At 64.2% G+C, this 16,970-nt stretch carries 21 protein-coding genes; 4 read left to right on the plus strand and 17 right to left on the minus strand.

From position 1 onward, the window contains the following. Window positions 1–125: 125 nt before the first annotated feature. The 17 genes from AC0L21_RS20635 to motA all read right to left on the minus strand — a co-directional run bounded on the left by AC0L21_RS20635 (window position 126) and on the right by motA (window position 12,416). Window positions 126–1,034, minus strand: a complete 909-nt coding sequence (locus AC0L21_RS20635; protein WP_473263667.1) for a flagellin N-terminal helical domain-containing protein — start codon at window positions 1,032–1,034, stop codon at window positions 126–128. Between the two features lie 264 nt (window positions 1,035–1,298). Further along, on the minus strand, window positions 1,299–2,039 hold the full coding sequence (gene fliP, locus AC0L21_RS20640; protein ID WP_473263668.1) for a flagellar type III secretion system pore protein FliP: 741 nt from the start codon (window positions 2,037–2,039) through the stop codon (window positions 1,299–1,301). Then, window positions 2,036–2,479: a flagellar basal body-associated FliL family protein gene (locus AC0L21_RS20645; RefSeq protein ID WP_473263669.1), complete on the minus strand. Its 444-nt coding sequence runs from the start codon at window positions 2,477–2,479 to the stop codon at window positions 2,036–2,038. Before AC0L21_RS20645 ends, fliP begins: the two co-directional genes overlap by 4 nt. 42 nt (window positions 2,480–2,521) lie before the next feature. Beyond that, the gene (gene flgH / locus AC0L21_RS20650; protein WP_473263670.1) at window positions 2,522–3,217 is read right to left on the minus strand and encodes a flagellar basal body L-ring protein FlgH; all 696 of its coding nucleotides are present in this window, start codon (window positions 3,215–3,217) and stop codon (window positions 2,522–2,524) included. Further along, the gene (locus AC0L21_RS20655; RefSeq protein ID WP_473263671.1) at window positions 3,218–3,976 is read right to left on the minus strand and encodes a MotE family protein; all 759 of its coding nucleotides are present in this window, start codon (window positions 3,974–3,976) and stop codon (window positions 3,218–3,220) included. Window positions 3,977–4,040: 64 nt separating this feature from the next. Beyond that, entirely contained in the window at window positions 4,041–5,171 is a 1,131-nt protein-coding gene (gene flgI / locus AC0L21_RS20660) for a flagellar basal body P-ring protein FlgI (RefSeq protein ID WP_473263672.1), read from the minus strand. Continuing rightward, the gene (gene flgA / locus AC0L21_RS20665; RefSeq protein ID WP_473263673.1) at window positions 5,168–5,644 is read right to left on the minus strand and encodes a flagellar basal body P-ring formation chaperone FlgA; all 477 of its coding nucleotides are present in this window, start codon (window positions 5,642–5,644) and stop codon (window positions 5,168–5,170) included. Before flgA ends, flgI begins: the two co-directional genes overlap by 4 nt. A gap of 13 nt (window positions 5,645–5,657) precedes the next feature. Further along, window positions 5,658–6,446: a flagellar basal-body rod protein FlgG gene (gene flgG, locus AC0L21_RS20670; RefSeq protein WP_007595892.1), complete on the minus strand. Its 789-nt coding sequence runs from the start codon at window positions 6,444–6,446 to the stop codon at window positions 5,658–5,660. Window positions 6,447–6,461: 15 nt separating this feature from the next. Continuing rightward, window positions 6,462–6,791, minus strand: coding sequence for a flagellar hook-basal body complex protein FliE (fliE, locus tag AC0L21_RS20675; protein ID WP_473263675.1), 330 nt, complete (start codon window positions 6,789–6,791; stop codon window positions 6,462–6,464). Between the two features lie 2 nt (window positions 6,792–6,793). Further along, window positions 6,794–7,210, minus strand: coding sequence for a flagellar basal body rod protein FlgC (flgC, locus tag AC0L21_RS20680; protein ID WP_473263676.1), 417 nt, complete (start codon window positions 7,208–7,210; stop codon window positions 6,794–6,796). Between the two features lie 11 nt (window positions 7,211–7,221). Then, a complete protein-coding gene (gene flgB, locus AC0L21_RS20685) occupies window positions 7,222–7,602 on the minus strand; it encodes a flagellar basal body rod protein FlgB (protein ID WP_473263678.1) in 381 nt (126 codons plus the stop codon). 85 nt (window positions 7,603–7,687) lie between these two features. Then, entirely contained in the window at window positions 7,688–8,773 is a 1,086-nt protein-coding gene (gene flhB / locus AC0L21_RS20690; protein WP_027519863.1) for a flagellar biosynthesis protein FlhB, read from the minus strand. Window positions 8,774–8,786: 13 nt separating this feature from the next. Continuing rightward, window positions 8,787–9,827, minus strand: a complete 1,041-nt coding sequence (locus AC0L21_RS20695) for a flagellar motor switch protein FliG (RefSeq protein WP_473263680.1) — start codon at window positions 9,825–9,827, stop codon at window positions 8,787–8,789. Window positions 9,828–9,829: 2 nt separating this feature from the next. Next, window positions 9,830–10,210: a flagellar motor switch protein FliN gene (fliN, locus tag AC0L21_RS20700; RefSeq protein WP_473263682.1), complete on the minus strand. Its 381-nt coding sequence runs from the start codon at window positions 10,208–10,210 to the stop codon at window positions 9,830–9,832. A gap of 76 nt (window positions 10,211–10,286) precedes the next feature. Next, window positions 10,287–10,601, minus strand: a complete 315-nt coding sequence (locus AC0L21_RS20705) for a hypothetical protein (RefSeq protein ID WP_473263683.1) — start codon at window positions 10,599–10,601, stop codon at window positions 10,287–10,289. Beyond that, on the minus strand, window positions 10,582–11,520 hold the full coding sequence (locus AC0L21_RS20710) for a flagellar motor switch protein FliM (RefSeq protein ID WP_007613971.1): 939 nt from the start codon (window positions 11,518–11,520) through the stop codon (window positions 10,582–10,584). Before AC0L21_RS20710 ends, AC0L21_RS20705 begins: the two co-directional genes overlap by 20 nt. Then, on the minus strand, window positions 11,517–12,416 hold the full coding sequence (motA, locus tag AC0L21_RS20715; protein WP_007613972.1) for a flagellar motor stator protein MotA: 900 nt from the start codon (window positions 12,414–12,416) through the stop codon (window positions 11,517–11,519). Before motA ends, AC0L21_RS20710 begins: the two co-directional genes overlap by 4 nt. A gap of 142 nt (window positions 12,417–12,558) precedes the next feature. On the opposite strand from motA, the gene AC0L21_RS20720 reads away from it, so the two are divergent. The 4 genes from AC0L21_RS20720 to AC0L21_RS20735 all read left to right on the plus strand — a co-directional run bounded on the left by AC0L21_RS20720 (window position 12,559) and on the right by AC0L21_RS20735 (window position 16,928). Continuing rightward, complete coding sequence (locus AC0L21_RS20720; protein ID WP_473263684.1) at window positions 12,559–13,347, plus strand: DUF1217 domain-containing protein; 789 nt, start codon at window positions 12,559–12,561, stop codon at window positions 13,345–13,347. Between the two features lie 3 nt (window positions 13,348–13,350). Continuing rightward, a complete protein-coding gene (gene flgF / locus AC0L21_RS20725) occupies window positions 13,351–14,079 on the plus strand; it encodes a flagellar basal-body rod protein FlgF (protein WP_007595915.1) in 729 nt (242 codons plus the stop codon). 37 nt (window positions 14,080–14,116) lie between these two features. Continuing rightward, window positions 14,117–15,442 (plus strand): flagellar protein export ATPase FliI, encoded by a 1,326-nt coding sequence (gene fliI / locus AC0L21_RS20730; protein WP_018453953.1) that lies wholly within the window; start codon window positions 14,117–14,119, stop codon window positions 15,440–15,442. Window positions 15,443–16,292: 850 nt separating this feature from the next. Then, a complete protein-coding gene (locus AC0L21_RS20735; protein ID WP_473263685.1) occupies window positions 16,293–16,928 on the plus strand; it encodes a MarR family winged helix-turn-helix transcriptional regulator in 636 nt (211 codons plus the stop codon). The last annotated feature ends 42 nt before the right edge of the window (window positions 16,929–16,970 follow it).

Consider the following 16,970-nt stretch of genomic DNA (forward strand, 5'->3'; position numbering starts at 1 on the left):
TTTTTTTTTTTTTTGCCCCCCCCCCCCCCCCCCCCCCACCCCCCCCCCCCCCCCCACACACACCCCCCCCCCCCCCCCCCCCCCCCCCCCCCCCCCCCCCCCCCTCTTCCCGGATGGTTCGGAGGTTAGCGGAACAGCGACAGGATGCTCTGGCTGCTGTTATTGGCGATCGAGAGCGCCTGCACGCCGAGCTGCTGCTGGACCTGGAGGGCCGACAGGCGGGTGGACTCCTGGTTCATGTCGGCGTCGACGAGCTGGCCGATACCGCGATCCACGGAGTCCATCAGCGACTTCACGAAGTCCGTGTTGGTCGAGAGCCGGTTCTTGACAGCACCGAGATTGGCGGCGGCCGAGGCCACCGAGTTGATGCCAGCGGTGACCTGCGCGATGTAGCCATCGAGCGTGGTCTGGTCAGCCGCCGAGTCGGTGAGCGCGGAGATGCTCATCGTGTCGATCGACGGAGCGGTCGAGCCGGCCGTGTCCAGAATGCCGCCTTGAGCCGAGGTGTAGAGCGAGTAGTTGGCGGTGGTCACGCTGATGGAGCCGATGGTGGGCGTACCGCCGACACGCGAGTACGACGACACGAGGCTGAAGGTCGTCGGCGTCGTGGCGGTCGTGCTCAGCCAGTTGATGCCGTTGAAGGTCGCCGCATTGGCTGTCGCCTTCATCTGCTGCTGGATCTGGGTGACGTCGGCCTGGATCTTGCTGCGGTCGATACCGGCGGTCTTGGCTTCGACCAGCAGGGACTGGAGCTTGGTCAAGCCGGAGTCCTTGTCGCCGATGACCGTGGTCAGAGCGGTATATTCGGTGTCGACGGTCGCGGCCGACAGACCGAGCGAGTCGGAGACCGCAGAGAGCGCGGCGTTGTCGGCGCGCATCGAGGTCGCGATCGACCAGTAGGCAGCGTTGTCCGACGCGGTCGAGACGCGCTGGCCGGTGGAGATGCGGGTCTGCGTGGTAGAGAGCTGCGAGCTCACAGACCGCAAGGTCTGGAGTGCGGTCATGGCGGTCGAGTTCGTAAGCAGGCTTGACATTGCGAATGTCCCTTTATGTACGCGTTACATTTTCACGAGGGGACATACCGGGCTTTCACCGGTACGGAGGGGCGGCATCATGCCTTTGGACTGATGTGGGTGGGGTCCAACCCGCCGTGACGCATTGCTAGCACGCCGAATCTTGCGCGCAGATTAAGATCGGATTGAATTACGTTGTAAAATCAGATGGTTAACGGTACCTATTGCTAACTATAGTCCGGTACTTCTCGCTAACCATAACGCTCCCTCTGGCGCTCGTTGCCGTTACGAGAACGACCGCACCAGTCCGGAGGCGAGAAGATTCCAGCCGTCGATCAGCACGAAGAACAGCATCTTGAATGGAAGTGCGAGGATCGTTGGCGGCATCATCATCATGCCCATCGACATGGTCAGCGTCGCCACGATCATGTCGATGACGAGGAACGGCAGGATGATGAGAAATCCGATCTCGAACGAACGCCTGAGCTCCGAAATCATGAAGGCCGGAATGATGACGCGCATGTCGACGCGCTTGTCGTCGAACTTCCTGCGGAAGCTCTCCGCGGCCAGCGATTCGAAGGTCTGCAGATCCTTGTCACGAACATGGGCCAGCATGAATTCGCGGAACGGATCGGTGATCTTCAGATAGGCCTCTTCCTCCGAGATTTCGTTCTTCATCAGCGGCTGGATGCCGGTTTCCCAGGCGCGGTCGAAGGTCGGCGCCATCACGTAGAAGGTCATGAACAGCGCGAGGCTGACCAGCACCAGATTGGCCGGCGTGGTCTGGAGGCCGAGACCGGCGCGCAGGAACGACAGCGCCACCGCAAATCGCGTGAAGCTCGTCACCATGATGAGCAGCCCCGGCGCCACCGACAGCACCGTGATCACCGCCATCAACTGGATGATGCGGCCGCTGGTCGAGCCGTTGCCCGGCGGCAGCAGCGAATTGAGGTCCGGAATCTGGGCCAGTGCCACTTCAGGCAGCACGACCAGGAGCAACGCAAGCAGCAGGACTCTCAGTTTCACTGAATCACCAACGTCTCAATGATCAATTCGCGGATCTTGCCCGCGGAGCGGATATTGGCGCGTTCGGTCAGGTCGTCGCGCAGATGCTGAAGCCCGCGCGATCCCTCGAACTGCGCCACCGTCGCCGACCGCAGATAGGTGACGATGTCCTCGCTGATATGGGCCGCCAGGATGCCGGCATCCTCGTCGCTCATGCTCTCGGTCACCATGGAGGCTTCGATGCGGGCCCAGTTGTTGGCCGGCGCGCCGAGATTGGTCACGATCGGGGACAGCTTCCTGAGCCGCGCGCTGCCGGCGTAGCTTGAGGCAAGAGGTGGCGGCGTGGCGGTTTTCTTCGCATCGGCAACGCGCTCGGCGGCCGCAAACAGATGCAGGCCTGCAAGCGCGCCCGCGCCGATCGCGATCAGGGTCAGCACCACGATGGCCGCAATCAGGCGCATGACGTACCCTGCCCTCGTGACGCGGCCCGACGGTCGCGCATCTCAGAACGGTGCCACGGCGTCATAGATCCGATGTCCCCATCCGGGCTGCTGCACGTCAGACAGATTTCCGCGACCGCCATAGGCCACGCGCGCCTCGGCGATCTTCTCGTAGGAGATCGTGTTGGTTCGCGAGATATCGCGTGGGCGCACGATGCCGCCGACGTTGAGCACGCGCATTTCCGTGTTGACCTTGAATTCCTGCGAGCCGCTGATCATCATATTGCCGTTCGGCAACACGTCGGTGACGATAGCTGCGATCGACAGCTTGATATCTTCAGTGCGGTCGATCTGGCCGTTGCCCTTGATCTGGGTGTTGGTGTTGAGGTTGGCGCTCGTCGAGCCCTTGTCCTGCCATCCCGCAACGTCCATCAGCCAGTCGAGCCCGAACTTGATCTGCGAATCGCGCGAGCGGTCGGTCTTGTTGTCGAGCTTGGCCTTGTCCTGCATCGAGATGATCACCGTCACGACGTCCCCGGTGCGGCGGGCACGGGGATCGCGGTAGAGATCGGTGCCGTCATCCCAGGTCGAGCGATAGCTGACGGGCGAGCGCATGCGAGGCGTCACGGGAATCGGATCGGCCTGCGTCCTCAGGCCGGTCCCGACCGGCGACAATCGCGGCCCCGTCAGGACCTCGGCCGGATCAGTGACGCATCCGGCAAGCGACAATAGCGACAGGATGAGGATCAGATTCTTCATCTATTTGGTCTTTCCGTCATCCACGCGACGCATCCCGCCGAGCAGATCGGCGAGGTGCGCCGCGCGCCCCGTCTCCATCTCGTTGAAGATTGCGCTCGAGCTCCTCGGGCTGAGCTTTGCGAGTACGGCAGCGGCCGTCTCATCCGCCATCCCGGCGATCTGGGTTGCGGCGGCGTCCGGCTTCATGCGCGAGTAGATCTCGACCACGCTCGCTTCGGCCTTCTTCAGGAAGTCGTCGCGCAACGCCATCCACTTCTCATATTCCGCGCGCTTGGCCTCGACCTCGGCGATCCGCTCGCGAAGCTGGTTCTCGGCCTTCTCCAGCTCCTTGAGCTGCCAGGCCAGCCTTGCATCGACGGCGGGCTCGGCGACATTGCTGCAGAACAGGGCGACTTCGTTGTCCGGGGTTGCAGCGGCCTGGGGCGGCACCGGCTTCGGCGGCGCCGTGACGCTGCCGGGCTTGGCCGGTCGCGGCGCGGCTGTGGGTGCCGGCGCGGGCTTCTCGGAGGCCGGCACGGCACCCGTGGTCGCGGGTCCCGAATCTTCGGCTGCCCACGCTGTCGCCCGCATCGACGCATTGTCGCTCGGGATCGACGAGATCGGCTTGTGCGGGCCAGGCGCGCGGGCGCGCGCGAAGGACAGCAGGTTCAGCGGCTTCGACGGCTTGGCCTCATCCAGCGCCAGAACGGGCGAAGCGCTCGCGAGCGCGGAGGCCGCGACCAAGAGGAGGAGTTTGGCTTTATGATCCAGCTTCAACATCGGCCCGCGTACGATTTTCGGTCGAGAGAGCATTGAGCGACCAAGCTTGCAGGGCGCTTACGCGTCATTGCACGATGACATCCGCCTGGAGGGCGCCGGCCGTCTTGATCGCCTGGAGGATCGCGATGATGCCGGATGGTTTCAGGCCGATCTGGTTAAGGCCGCGCACCAGGCGCTGAAGATCGACCCCGCTCAGGATCGCCACCTGCGAGCCGGCCTCGTTGGCCTCAACCACGGTTTGCGGCACGACCACGGTCTGCCCTTGCGAGAACGGCGCCGGCTGCGACACCACGGGAAGCTCGGTGACGCGGACCGTCAGATTGCCGTGCGTTACGGCAACGGTCGATATCCGTACGTCGCGTCCGATCACCACCGTGCCGGTACGCTCGTTGATCACCACCCGCGCCGGCGTGTCCGGTTCGACCGTCAGCTCGCCGATTTCCGCAAGAAAGCGGACCGGGCCGATGTGGCGCGGCTTCGACAGCACGATGGTGCGGTAGTCGCGCTCGAAGGCGATCTGGGCGCGGTAGCGTCCGCCCGCGTAGCGGTTGATGGCGTCGAGGATCCGCGTTGCGGTGACGAAGTCGGGGTTCTTGAGCTCCAGCACAAGATACTCCATTTCATGGAGACTACCCTGCACCTCGCGCTCGACCAGCGCGCCGTTCGGGATGCGGCCTGCGGTCGGCGTGCCCTGGCTGACGTTCTGGGCCTGGCCTCCGACGCTGTAACCGGCGACCGTGACCGCGCCTTGCGCCACTGCATAGACCGCTCCGTCCGCCGCGCGCAGCGACGTCATCACCAGCGTGCCGCCGAGCAGCGAGGTCGCGTCTCCGAGCGACGACACCGTCACGTCCATGCGCTCGCCCGCACCGATCGAGGGCTGCAGGTCCGCGGTCACCATCACGGCCGCGACGTTGCGCGTGCGCAGCGTCGTCGGACGCGGCGGATTGTTGGTGCTGGTGGTCTCGTTCCTGACATTGATGCCCATGTTCTCGAGCATCGATTGCAGGGACTGCTCCGTGAACGGCGCATTGCGGAGCGTGTCGCCGCTGCCGTTCAGGCCGATGACGAGGCCGTAGCCGACGATCTGGTTTTCGCGCAATCCCTTGATGTCCGCGATGTCCTTGATACGGACGGCAGCCTGGGCGCTGGCGGCGGAAACGAGCAGGACGAGCGCAAGCAGGACTCTGGTCATGACCCGTCCACGACCTTGACGGTGCCGTCCGACTGGACGACGCCCCTGATGATCACGCCCGTATCGGTATTTCGTATCGGGATCAGCGCGCCGGGCGCACCCGACTGCATCGCTGCGCCGTAGGTCACGATCGACAGGCCGCTGTCTTCGACCACGACCTTGACCATCGCGCCGCGGGCGACCGTCCAGGGATCCTCCACCGAGTTGGTCGGGATCGGCTGGCCGGGCAGCAGCGCGCGGCGCGCCATGCGGCCGACCAGGACCTGGCGTCCTTCGATGAACATGGCGACGCCGAGCACGTTCGGCGCGAAGGCACGCTCGGTGATCATGTCGTCCCGGATCAGCTCCCCGGCGCGGATCGAGACGGCCGGCACGGGGAGCCGCTTCTCCTCGGCCGCCGCGAGACGCGCCGAGGCGAGAACCAGCAGCACGGCGGCCAACCCGCGCATGATCGAGCCCATCGTCTTCAACATGGATACACCGGAACTAGCGCATGCCCTTCGAGACCGTCTGGGCCATTTCATCCGAGGCCTGGATGACCTTGGCATTCATTTCGTAGGCGCGCTGGGCAGAGATCAACTCGGTGATTTCCTTGACCGGATCGACGTTCGAGGCTTCGAGATATTGCTGGTTGATCTTGCCGTAGCCAGAATCGCCGGGCAGCCCGACGACCGGCGTGCCGGACGCCGTGGTCTCGCGATAGAGATTGCTGCCCAGCGGTTCGAGACCGGCCTCGTTGGCGAAATTGGCGAGGTTGAGCTGGCCGATTTGCCTCGGGTTCACTTCCGTATCCAGCTTGGCGAACACCTGTCCGGTCTGGTTGACCGTGACCTGGACCGTTCCCTGCGGCACCGTGATAGCCGGATCCAGCAGGTAGCCGTCGGTCGTGACGAGCTGGCTGTTGGCATTGGTGTTGAACGAGCCGGCACGGGTATACTGCACCTCGTTGTTCGGGCCGAGCACCTGAAACCAGCCGCGGCCGTTGATCGCCATGTCGTAGGGATTACCGGTCTGCGTGAGCGCGCCCTGGATGTGCAGCTTGCGGATTGCCGCCGATTTGACGCCGAGGCCGAGATTGGCGCCTTCCGGGATCGGCGACGAGCCGCTGGTGTTCGCAACGCCCTGCATGCGGTCCATCTGGTAGAACAGATCTGTGAACTCGGCGCGCGCCCGCTTGTACGACGTCGAGTTGATGTTGGCGATGTTGTTCGCGATGACTTCGATGTTGGTCTGCTGGGCGTTCATGCCCGTGGCCGCGATGGCAAGCGATTTCACAGCGTCACTCCTTGATCAGATCGACATCCGAACGACTTCTTGGTAGGCCTGCACGACCTTGTCGCGAACTGCGACCGCCGTCTGCAAGGCCTGCTCGGCCGACATCAACGCCTCCACGACGCGCCGCGTCGATTCCTTGCCCTGCATCGCCGAGATCGAGGCCGCCTCCCCCGCCTTCAACGTTCCGATCGCGTCCGTCGTCACCTGCTTCATGATCGATTCGAATCCGCCATCGCCGCCGGACTGGATCGCGGGCGTGGCCGCCGGCGAAATGGCCTGCGCCTCGGTGGCGCGGCTCGCCGCCTGCGCGGTTGAGATCGCCGTGGATGAAATTGCCTCAAGCATTGTCAGCTCCTCAGCAGGTCGATGGTCATGCCCAGCATCGACCTCACCTGTTTCACCACCTGGAGATTGGCTTCATAGGACCGGTTGACTTCCCGCATGTCCGCCATCTCGATCATCATGTTGACGTTCGGCATCTTGACGTAGCCGGCCTTGTCGGCGGCGGGATGCCCCGGGTCGTACTCCACACGGTACGGCGTGGTGTCGACCCCGATTTCCTTGACCTTCGCCAGCTGCGCGCCCGAGGCGCGGTCCATCGCGGCATCGAAGGTGATCGTCTTGCGTTGATAGGGATCTGCGCCGGCAGTGCGCCCCGTCGCCGTCGCGTTGGCGAGGTTCTCCGAGACGATGCGCATGCGCGTCGACTGCGCTTCGAGCCCGGAGCTCGCGACCGTCAACGAGGATTGCAGAGAGTCCAGCATGTCAGTTCACCTCAGGTCTTTGCGCTCGACAGCAGCATGCGGTGAAACGACCGCACGATGGCCGAGTTCATCGAGTAGTCGCGACTGACGTCGCTGCCCTTGATCATTTCCTGCTCGAGGCTGACGGAGTTGCCGGAGTGAACCACATCCCAGCTATCCTTCTTCGCAGTCGCCCGCGTGTCGCTCTCGGCTGGGGAGAGCTGCAGGTGTGACGGCGACGTGGTCGCCAGTCTCACCGGGGTGCTGTCGAGCACCTTGTTGAAGGGTTCGACGTCGCGCGCCTTGAAGCCCGGCGTGTTGGCGTTGGCGACGTTGGTGGCGATCGTCGATTGGCGGAGCTCGAGGTATCGCGCCTGCGACGATGCGAGTTCGAAGAGATAGAGCGGTCCCACGGCAGCACCATTCTGGTTCAGACGGTGTAACCTTAGGGTCGCAAGCTTTCGTCAGGCTGATGGAAGGGACGCTGTCCTCGGAATTCTACTGGACCTTCTCGGACCGCGGCGTCTGCTTGGACTGCAGGAAGTAGATGATCTCGGCGACCGGCCGGAAGAACTCCGCCGGAATCACCTGGTCGACCTGAACCGCCTCGTAGAGCGCGCGCGCCAGCGCCTTGTTCTCGATCACCGGAATCCGGTTCTGCTCGGCGACTTCGCGGATCTTCAGCGCAATCACGTCCATGCCCTTCGCCACGACGATCGGCGCCGGATTTTCCTCACGATTGTAGCGCAGTGCGATCGCGAAGTGGGTCGGGTTCGCGATCACCAGCGTCGCGCGCGATGCGGAAGCGATCATGCGCTGGCGCGAGCGATCGCGCGCCAGCGAGCGCAGGCGCGCCTTGATCAACGGATCGCCTTCGGCCTGCTTGTGCTCGTCCTTGATCTCCTGCCGCGTCATGCGCAGCTCGCGCCGCCAGTGGAAGCGTGCCCAAGCCAGATCGACCGCGACCAGGACGATGGTCGCGATGCAGATCGCCGAGACGATTCGCATGGCGATGTTGAGAATCATCTCCGGCAGCGCGACCGGATCGGTGTACATCGCCTCGAACGCCTTCGCTTCCGACGAGCGCAGCACGAACGCGACGACGATAGTCACCGCGGCGAGCTTGAACAGCGACTTGGCGAACTCGACGAGGCCCTGCGATCCAAACAGCCGGCTCCAGCCGCCGAGCGGAGAGATTCGCGAAAGGTCCGGCGTGATGCGCTGGAGCACCAGGCTGGGAGCATTTTGCAACAGCGAGGCTGCGAGCCCGAACGCCGCCAGGGTGACGACCAACGGCGTCAGAAACCGCAGTGCCTGAAGGCCGACCACGATGAGGAGATTCTGGGCGTCGGCCCCGGTGCTGAGGGGGAAGCCGTCGGGATCATCGAGAAAGCCCGTCAGCATCGGCGTCAATTGCTGCACGCCCTGGCCGATCAGGAACGCCTGGATCACCATCAGCGCTGCCATCGAGGCGAAGATCGAAGCCTCCCGAGAGACCGGGATTTTGCCCTGTTCGAGCGCATCGCGGACTTTCTTCTCGGTCGGCTCTTCTGTCTTGCTCTCCTGATCGGTTGTTTCTGCCATGCCCGTTCAGCGGTCAGCGAAAGACCAGCTCATCCTCCTGCTCGGGGTTGAGCTCGATTTCGCCCTTTTCCGCAAGGTCGAGCGCGAGGTCGGTGATCACGCGCCGCGCCTCCAGCACGTCGCGCTGGTTCGACGGTTCGCCGATGGCGAGTTCGTGCTCGACGACCCTGCGGACGCGCGAGGCGACCGAGGAGAGGATCATCTCGCGGAAGTGCTTGTCGGTGCCCTTCAGCGCGATGACGATACGATCGGTCGGCACCTGGTCGAAGATCATCGTGCGCGCCTTCGGCGTCAGGTTGGTGACGTCGTCGAAGGTGAAGAGCAGCTCCTTCAGCACTTCGGCCGACTTCGGGCGCTTCTCCGAAAGGCTCTTGAGCATGTCCTCGATGTGTCCGCGCTCCATCTTGTTGATGATGTCGGCGACGCGGGCATAGGTATCGGCGCCGAGGTTGCGGGCGAAGTTCAGCGTCAGGTCCTCATGCAGCGTCTTCTCGAGGACCCTCAGGGCGTCGTCGACGATCGGCTTGAGGCTGAGCACGCGCCGCATCAGCTCGTTGCGCAGGCTCGACGGCAGCTGGCTCATGACCTTGGCGGCGCAGGACGGCTTGACCTTGGACAGGATCAGCGCCGCGGTCTGCGGATGCTCCTTGGACAGGTAGCTTGCCAGCGAGTTTTCCGACACCGACGAGACGCGGTCCCACACGGACCGGCTCGAATTTCCGAGCAGGTCCGACATGATGGCCGAGACCTGGTCGGCCGGAAGCACGTCGCCGAGCACGGCTTCCAGGCCGCCGAGGGTGCCGAGAATGTTGGCGCCCATCGAGAATTGCTGGGCGAACTCCTCGACGATCGCCTCCAGTTCCTGCGCCGTGATCGGCCGCAGCTCGGCCGCGGCCTTTGTAACGGTGCGGATATCCTGCGGCTCGAACTGCGCGAGCACGCTCGCGGCAGCCTGCCGGCCCATGGCGAGCAGGAGTGCCGCGACTTTCTCTGTCCCGCCCAGCGTGGCAACGCCTCGCTGTTTGATGGGAGCCACGCCGACCTGTGCCGCCATGGTCAGCTATCACCCTGCCCCAACGGCCCGACAATCTCTGTGAGCGAGACGCCGAAGCGGGAATTGTCTTCTTCGACCACGACCACCTCGCCGCGGGCGACGACGCGGCCGTTGACGACGACGTCGACCGGTTCGCCGACCCGGTGGTCGAGCGGAACCACCGCGCCGCGGCCGAGCTTCATCAGGTTTGCCACCGGAATGGTGGCCGATCCCAGCACCACCTGCATGGTCACGGGAATGCGCAGAATGGCATCGACATTGGCGAACTTGCCGGTCTCCTCCGCGGTGCGCGCGGCGATCTCCGCCAGCCGCTCCAGCGGAGATGTCTCGGTATGCCCCTCGTCGGACGCCGATGCTGACTCATAGTCGAAGGATTGCGCCATCTGGTATCGCCTCTTGGTATTTCCGCTCCCGGAGCGCCGCGACGTTCCGATCGTATTTCTTCCGCCGGCTTCGGCTTCAATGCTTGTTCACGTCGGCGCCGCCAGCGCTCGCCGCGGATGCGAGCCCGTTCCTCGCATCCAGCGCCGCGATCGCCTCGTTGGCCTGATCGATCTTCGTGCTCAGCACGCTGGCAAGCCGCCCGAGGTTTGCGGTGGAATCATGCGCCGCGGTGATGACCGTGTCGAAGGCGCCCGCCGTCTCCTGGACGATGGTCGAGAACTCGCCCTGGTAGCTGCGCAACCGCGCCAGCTCGCGATGCATCCGGGTCACCCGCATGCTGGTGAAGGCGAGCGCGATCAGCAGCACGGCATCAACGAGATAGGATATCATCGACGAACTCCCGTTTCTGATCGACGGGATCTGCCACCTGCATGGCGTAATAGCCATCAAGCTGGCCGATCTGACACCAGAACAGCACCTGGTTGTTGCTCTCGAGCCGGGCCAGCGTGCGCGGCGTGGCTTCGAGCTCGAGCACCTGCCCGACCTGGAACTTGACGACGTCGCCGAGCGAAATCATCTTCTCGTCCAGCACGGCGCTCAGGGTCACCTCGGTGCGGTGAACCTCGGTCTCCATCTGCTCGCGCCAGCGCGGATCGGCCGCCCGGCCGTCGCTGACGACCACGGTCGCGAGCTTCTGCCTGAGCGGGTTGAGCGCGGAGTGCGGAATGATGAGGAACATCTGACCGCCGCGGTAGAGCGCCTGCAGCATGATGTTCGCGCAGATCGACATGTTGCCGCTCCGCCCGATCGCCAGCGACGCCATGGCGGTCTCGACCCGCTCGACGCGGAAGGTGACGTTGGAGGTGCCGGCGAAAGCGGATTGCAGCGCCTTGGCGAACCGCTCGAACAGCGCCTGGACCAGGCGGATCTCGATGTTCGAGAAGCTGCGCTCGACGTCGAGCGGCGGTTCGGCGCCGTCGGAGCCGAACATCGCCTCGACCATCGTGAACACGAAGTCGCGGTCGAGCATGATGATGATGCGGGAGTCCCACTGCTCGGCATAGAGCACGGCCGCAACCGCGTTGGCCTCGTAGTCCTTGATGATGTCGCCGACACGATCGTTGGTGATGCCGTTGACCGAGAAATAGCATGGCGTTCCAGCCATCGGCTGCAGGCTGTCCGTGCACGATGCCGCCATGCGATCGAAGATCACATTGAGCATCGGCATGCGCTCGATCGAGATGCCGGCGGCGTCCAGCAGATAGTTCGGCAGCGGCTTGCGCTGATCGACGTCGAGGGCTTCCATCATGATGCGCGCGCAGCCTTCGGTTCAACCTCGGTCACGACCGCCTTGGGGCCCGCGATCGTCTCGTTCTCGACGACGTCGATCGAAGGCCGCTCGGGGCTCGCGATCATCTTGCGGCCGTGCTCGACGGCGATCTGCGGCATGGCGCCGTTCATGAACGCCAGCAGCGTCTGCTTGACGATGATGTAGGGCCGGCAACGCTTCTCCCGCGTCATCTTCACCTTCATCGCGAAGGGCGAAATGATGCCGTAGGACAGGAAAATGCCGGCGAAAGTGCCGACGAGGGCGGCGCCGATGAAGCCGCCCAGCAGCTTCGGCGACTGGTCGAGCGCGCCCATGGCCTTGATGACGCCGAGCACCGCGGCGACGATGCCGAGCGCAGGCAGCGCTTCCGAGACCACCACCAGCGCGTGGTAGGGCGCCAGCTTGCTCTTCACGATGGTGTGGATCTCCTCGTCCATCAGCGCTTCGATCTCGTGCGTTCGCGCGTTACCCATGATGATGAGGCGGACATAATCGCAGATGAACTGCAGCAGCGACGGATCTCCGAGCACGCTCGGGAACGCCTTGAAGATCTCGGAGGACGCGGGATCGTCGATATGCGCCTCGACCTCGTTGCGGCCCTTGCCCCGCAGCTCCCGCATCAGCGCGTGCAGCGCGCCGAGCAGATCGAGATAGTAGCGCTGGCCGGGCACCGCTCCCGTCACTGCCTGCACGCAGGCAAGCCCGGTATCCGCGACCGTCTTCCAGGGATTGGCCATGATGAAGGTGCCAGCCGCGGTGCCCATGATGATCACGAACTCCCACGGCTGCATCAGCACGCCCAGATGCCCGCCCATGGCGGCAAATCCGCCCAGCAGTGCCGCTACCGTGATCACGATCCCCACGAAACTGCCCAACGCGCCGCTCCATCACCGACCCCATCGGGAATATCTAGTGGGCGAGCCTTGCGTGAGGCTGGCTTCCCCCTCGCCAGCCTCGCGCAAGCGATTCACGGCAGCTTGGGACGACGTCGCGAAAGCGGCCAGAGGGGCGCGGGTCATGCTATCCACCATCGCGGACTACACCAGACTGACCAAGGACATGGGGAAGTCGCTGACACAGGTCGCGACGCAACCGGACGTCAGCCGCGACACCGATTATTTCCTCAGCCACATCGGCAACGTGAAGACGATCGACGACTTCCTGAAGGACTATCGCCTCTATTCCTACGCGATGAAGGCATACGGCCTCAGCGACATGACCTACGCCAAGGCGTTCATGCGCAAGGTGCTGACCGAGGGTATCGCCGACAACAAGACCTTCGCCAACAAGCTGACCGACACCCGCTACCGGCAATTCGCGGCCGCCTTCAATTTCGCCGCCCTCGGCGACAAGGCGACCCAAACCGCCGCGGCCACGACCGGCACGGCAACCCAGTTCGTCACGCAGACGATGGAGGAGAAGGCCGGCGACCAGAACGAGGGCCTGCGGCTGGCGCTCTATTTCACGCGCAAGGCCTCCACGATCACCAATTCCTACCAGATCCTCGCGGACAAGGCGATGACGCAAGTGGTCCAGACGGCGCTCGGCCTGCCGTCGACGATCAGCTCGGCTGATATCGATGCCCAGGCCAAGATGATCACGAGCAAGATCAACCTCACCGATTTCCAGGACCCGGCCAAGGTCACCAAATTCGTGCAGCGCTTCGCGGCGATGTGGGATGCGACCCGGGCCCAGAGCGACAACTCGACCAACCCGGCGCTGGTCCTGATCGGCGGCGCCGCAACGTCGATCAGCATGGATAGCAACGTGCTCACGACACTTCAGAACATCAAGTTCAACAGGTAAGTCATGCAATCGGCCCTCTATGTAGGATTGTCGGCACAGGTCGCCCTCGAAAAACGGCTCCAGACGATCGCCAACAACGTCGCCAACGTCAACACGGCGGCGTTCCGCACCGACGTGGTGAAGTTCGAGACCGTGCTGTCCAAGGCGGGCGCGAACCCGGTCGCCTTCTCCTCGCCCGGCGACAACATCATCTCGCGCGAGATGGGCAGCATCACCGAGAGCGGCAACCCGCTCGACGTCGCCGTGGTCGGACAGGGCTGGATCGCGTTCGCCGGTCCGAACGGCACGGTCTATACGCGCGACGGCCGTCTCCAGATCGCCGCCAACGGCGACCTTCAGACCGTGTCCGGCTTCCCCGTCATCGATTCCGGCGGCGCGCAGATCACGCTGGATCCGAACGGCGGACCGGTCTCGATCGCGCGGAGCGGCGCGATTACCCAGGACAACAACGAGATCGGCACCATCGGCCTGTTCAACATTCCCGCCGACGCCAATCTCGACCGCTACGGCAATTCGGGCGTCACGCCCAACCGGCCTGCGACCGCCATCGCCGACTTCTCCCGCGACGGCTTCAAGCAGGGCTATGTCGAGGGCTCCGGCGCCAATCCGATGATGGAATTGACGAAGCTGATCGCGGCCTCGCGCGCCTTCGACGGCACCAATTCGATGATCGAGGGCACCGAGAGCTCGCTCCAGAACGCAATCCGGACGCTGGGCGAACCCGGCAAATAGACTGCGCCCCCGCGCGCAATGAGGTTGGACGGTTTCCTTGAACGCTCTTCGGCAACTTGAGTGGGCGCTGCTGGAGCTTCAGCAGAGCACTCCCCTGGCAAGCGTTAGCGGCGCGATCTCCGAGATCGCCTCGACGCATTTTCGCGTCTCCGGCCTGTCGCGCTTCGTCAGGCTCGGCGAACTGATCGGCGTCAACTCCGGCGGCAAGCCCCAGATCGGCGAGGTGGTGCGGATCGACAGCGAGGGCATCATCGCCAAGCCGTTCGACCGGCAGTTCGCCGGCGGCCTCGGCTCGGTCGCCTACCGGATGCCCCCATTGTCGTTCGCGCCCGATCCGAGCTGGAAGGGCCGCGTCATCAACGCGCTCGGGGCGCCGCTGGACGGACAGGGCCCTCTCACCCCCGGATCGCGTCCGGTCTCGGCCGAGGCGGAGGCGCCTTCGGCCATGAAGCGCGCCCGGGTCCACAAGCCGCTGCGCACCGGCGTACGCGTCATCGACCTGTTCGCCCCGATCTGCGCCGGCCAGCGCGTCGGCATCTTTGCAGGCTCCGGCGTCGGTAAATCGACGCTGCTTGCGATGCTCGCCCGCAGCCAGGGTTTTGACACCGTCGTGTTGGCCCTGGTCGGCGAGCGCGGCCGCGAGGTGCGCGAATTCATTGAGGACGTGCTGGGCGCCGATCGTCACCGCGCCGTCACGATCGTGTCGACGGGAGACGAGAGCCCCATGATGCGGCGGCTGGCGCCGAAGACGGCCATGGCGGTCGCCGAATATTTCCGAGACCGGGGCGAATCGGTCCTGCTCATGGTCGATTCGATCACCCGCTTCGCCCACGCAGCCCGCGAAGTCGCGCTCGCCGCCGGCGAGCCCGCGGTCGCGCGCGGCTACGCACCCACCGTCTTCACCGATCTGCCGCGCCTTCTGGAGCGCGCCGGCCCCGGCGAGGAGGGATCCGGGACGATCACCGGGATTTTCTCCGTGCTGGTGGACGGCGACGATCACAACGAGCCGATCGCCGATACCATCCGCAGCACACTCGATGGCCATATCGTGCTCTCCAGGCACATCGCCGACCAGGCGCGTTATCCCGCGGTGGACGTTCTGGGTTCCGTCTCCCGCCTTGCCCATAACGTCTGGGACCCCGAAGAGCGCGAATTGGTGAGCAAGCTGCGCGCCATGATCGCGAAATACGAGGACACGCGCGACCTTCGCCTGATGGGCGGATACCAGGCGGGACGTGATTCGGGTCTCGACCAGGCGGTCGACATGGTTCCGAGAATCTACGGCGCGATGCGACAGGACGCCTCGGCTCCGCCAAGCGCCGACCCGTTCCGCGAGCTGCGGGATATGCTCAAGGGCGACTAGCAAGTCTCAGATTTAGCCGGCGCGCGAGGGCGCCCGCGATCACTTGCTCCTTGTTTTCGACAGGCGATTACGCATGCAGCCACGCTTACAGCGCATGCGCCTGCGCGACCGTCTCGGTTTTCGCCGCGATCGCCTCCACCATTCGGGTGAGGCAGCCCGCGCCGAATACGACTGAACTGGCGATTCCTCGATCTGGTCCGGACAACCGCCGCGTGCAATTCCTGTGAGTTCCCTCGGACAATCCTTGGCAGAACGCACAAGTTGTGGATGACATGCCGAGGCACATCGTCGTCATGCACAAGGTTCGATCAACTTGCATCAACGACGACCAACAACGTGCCGTGCAATAAAACTGTCGCATAGTCGCGTGCATGTTGCTGGTGGGACAGGGCATTGCGTTCACCATCATGTGTCCCGAAGAGCGAGATTGTCTTGAACGTTACATTCGCCTGCGACGACATCCAGTCTCCGAGAGGGTCTCTACTTGATTTTGTTGAGAAGCTCATTCATCGTTTCGTTGAACATAAGAAACGTCTGCGTGTGACTTGAACCTTAGGGGCTTCGGTTGAACTACTCCGATCCTTCGTCTGCTGGCGACGGCTATTCGGGCTCCCGTGCGACGACGCCGCGAATGGCATACCATCAGCAACACCGCTTCCCGCGTCATAACCTGCAGTGCTCATCAGTCCAGGTCGGGCGCCGAGCAGGCCGTGCTTTCACGCCAGAGAAGAGCACGCTGCATATGTCGGGCGTTGCGGTCAGTACGGCTTCTCGCAAACGGTTCGTTCGCGACGACGGAAGGCGGCTCCGGGGCGCCGCAGACGTGACTCCCGGGGCAAGGTAGGAATTAATGCCATTGGCAAGAGAAGCCGTCGAGCTGCTGATTCAGGCGGCGAGGGCTTGGTATTTCGAAGGCAATCAGCATGGGTTGCGCGACCGGGAATGGATGGCGCTGCGCTTTCTCGGCCGGGCCAACAGGTTTTCGCGCACGCCGTCCGCGCTCGCCGGCTTCATCGGCGCCACCAGGGCGACTGCATCGCAGATCGTGAAGACGCTGGAGGGCAAGTCCTTCCTGGTGCGAAAGCCGTCGCACGAGGACAAGCGTTCTGTCGTGCTGCACGTCACTGCGCAGGGCGAAAAGTGTCTGAGCCAGCACGATCCAATCAATCACGTGCTGAACGCGGTCACAGCGCTCGGCCCCGACGAGTGCGTCAGGCTGCGCGATTCGCTGCGCGAGATCCTCAACCACCTCGACGCGGCACATCAGCGGCTCGAAGCCAGCATCTGCCGGGACTGCATGTTTCTCGCCGAACGCGGGCCGAGTACCGGCAAGGGACGCGCAACGGCCGAATTCATGTGCCGGCTGTATCGCGCCCCGGTTTCGCTCGAGGAGACCGAACTGCTCTGCACCAGTTTCGAGCGCACCCGCGACCGTCCCAAGATCGATGAGCATCTCGACCGCGCGCGTGTGGTGAACCAGGGGTGAGGCACGCGTCATTTCCGCGCGCGAATCCTGCGCTGAACTTGC

It is taken from the genome of Bradyrhizobium sp. WSM4873 (genome assembly GCF_055811355.1).

What these genes read in the sequence shown, in the direction of transcription:
- AC0L21_RS20635 (WP_473263667.1), bottom strand. Translation starts at nt 1,034, where the DNA reads ATGTCAAGCCTGCTTACGAACTCGACCGCCATGACCGCACTCCAGACC.
- AC0L21_RS20645 (WP_473263669.1), bottom strand. Translation starts at nt 2,479, where the DNA reads ATGCGCCTGATTGCGGCCATCGTGGTGCTGACCCTGATCGCGATCGGC.
- flgH (WP_473263670.1), bottom strand. Translation starts at nt 3,217, where the DNA reads ATGAAGAATCTGATCCTCATCCTGTCGCTATTGTCGCTTGCCGGATGC.
- AC0L21_RS20655 (WP_473263671.1), bottom strand. Translation starts at nt 3,976, where the DNA reads ATGTTGAAGCTGGATCATAAAGCCAAACTCCTCCTCTTGGTCGCGGCC.
- flgI (WP_473263672.1), bottom strand. Translation starts at nt 5,171, where the DNA reads ATGACCAGAGTCCTGCTTGCGCTCGTCCTGCTCGTTTCCGCCGCCAGC.
- flgA (WP_473263673.1), bottom strand. Translation starts at nt 5,644, where the DNA reads ATGTTGAAGACGATGGGCTCGATCATGCGCGGGTTGGCCGCCGTGCTG.
- fliE (WP_473263675.1), bottom strand. Translation starts at nt 6,791, where the DNA reads ATGCTTGAGGCAATTTCATCCACGGCGATCTCAACCGCGCAGGCGGCG.
- flgC (WP_473263676.1), bottom strand. Translation starts at nt 7,210, where the DNA reads ATGCTGGACTCTCTGCAATCCTCGTTGACGGTCGCGAGCTCCGGGCTC.
- flhB (WP_027519863.1), bottom strand. Translation starts at nt 8,773, where the DNA reads ATGGCAGAAACAACCGATCAGGAGAGCAAGACAGAAGAGCCGACCGAG.
- AC0L21_RS20695 (WP_473263680.1), bottom strand. Translation starts at nt 9,827, where the DNA reads ATGGCGGCACAGGTCGGCGTGGCTCCCATCAAACAGCGAGGCGTTGCC.
- fliN (WP_473263682.1), bottom strand. Translation starts at nt 10,210, where the DNA reads ATGGCGCAATCCTTCGACTATGAGTCAGCATCGGCGTCCGACGAGGGG.
- AC0L21_RS20705 (WP_473263683.1), bottom strand. Translation starts at nt 10,601, where the DNA reads ATGATATCCTATCTCGTTGATGCCGTGCTGCTGATCGCGCTCGCCTTC.
- AC0L21_RS20710 (WP_007613971.1), bottom strand. Translation starts at nt 11,520, where the DNA reads ATGATGGAAGCCCTCGACGTCGATCAGCGCAAGCCGCTGCCGAACTAT.
- AC0L21_RS20720 (WP_473263684.1), top strand. Translation starts at nt 12,559, where the DNA reads ATGCTATCCACCATCGCGGACTACACCAGACTGACCAAGGACATGGGG.
- flgF (WP_007595915.1), top strand. Translation starts at nt 13,351, where the DNA reads ATGCAATCGGCCCTCTATGTAGGATTGTCGGCACAGGTCGCCCTCGAA.
- AC0L21_RS20735 (WP_473263685.1), top strand. Translation starts at nt 16,293, where the DNA reads ATGCCATTGGCAAGAGAAGCCGTCGAGCTGCTGATTCAGGCGGCGAGG.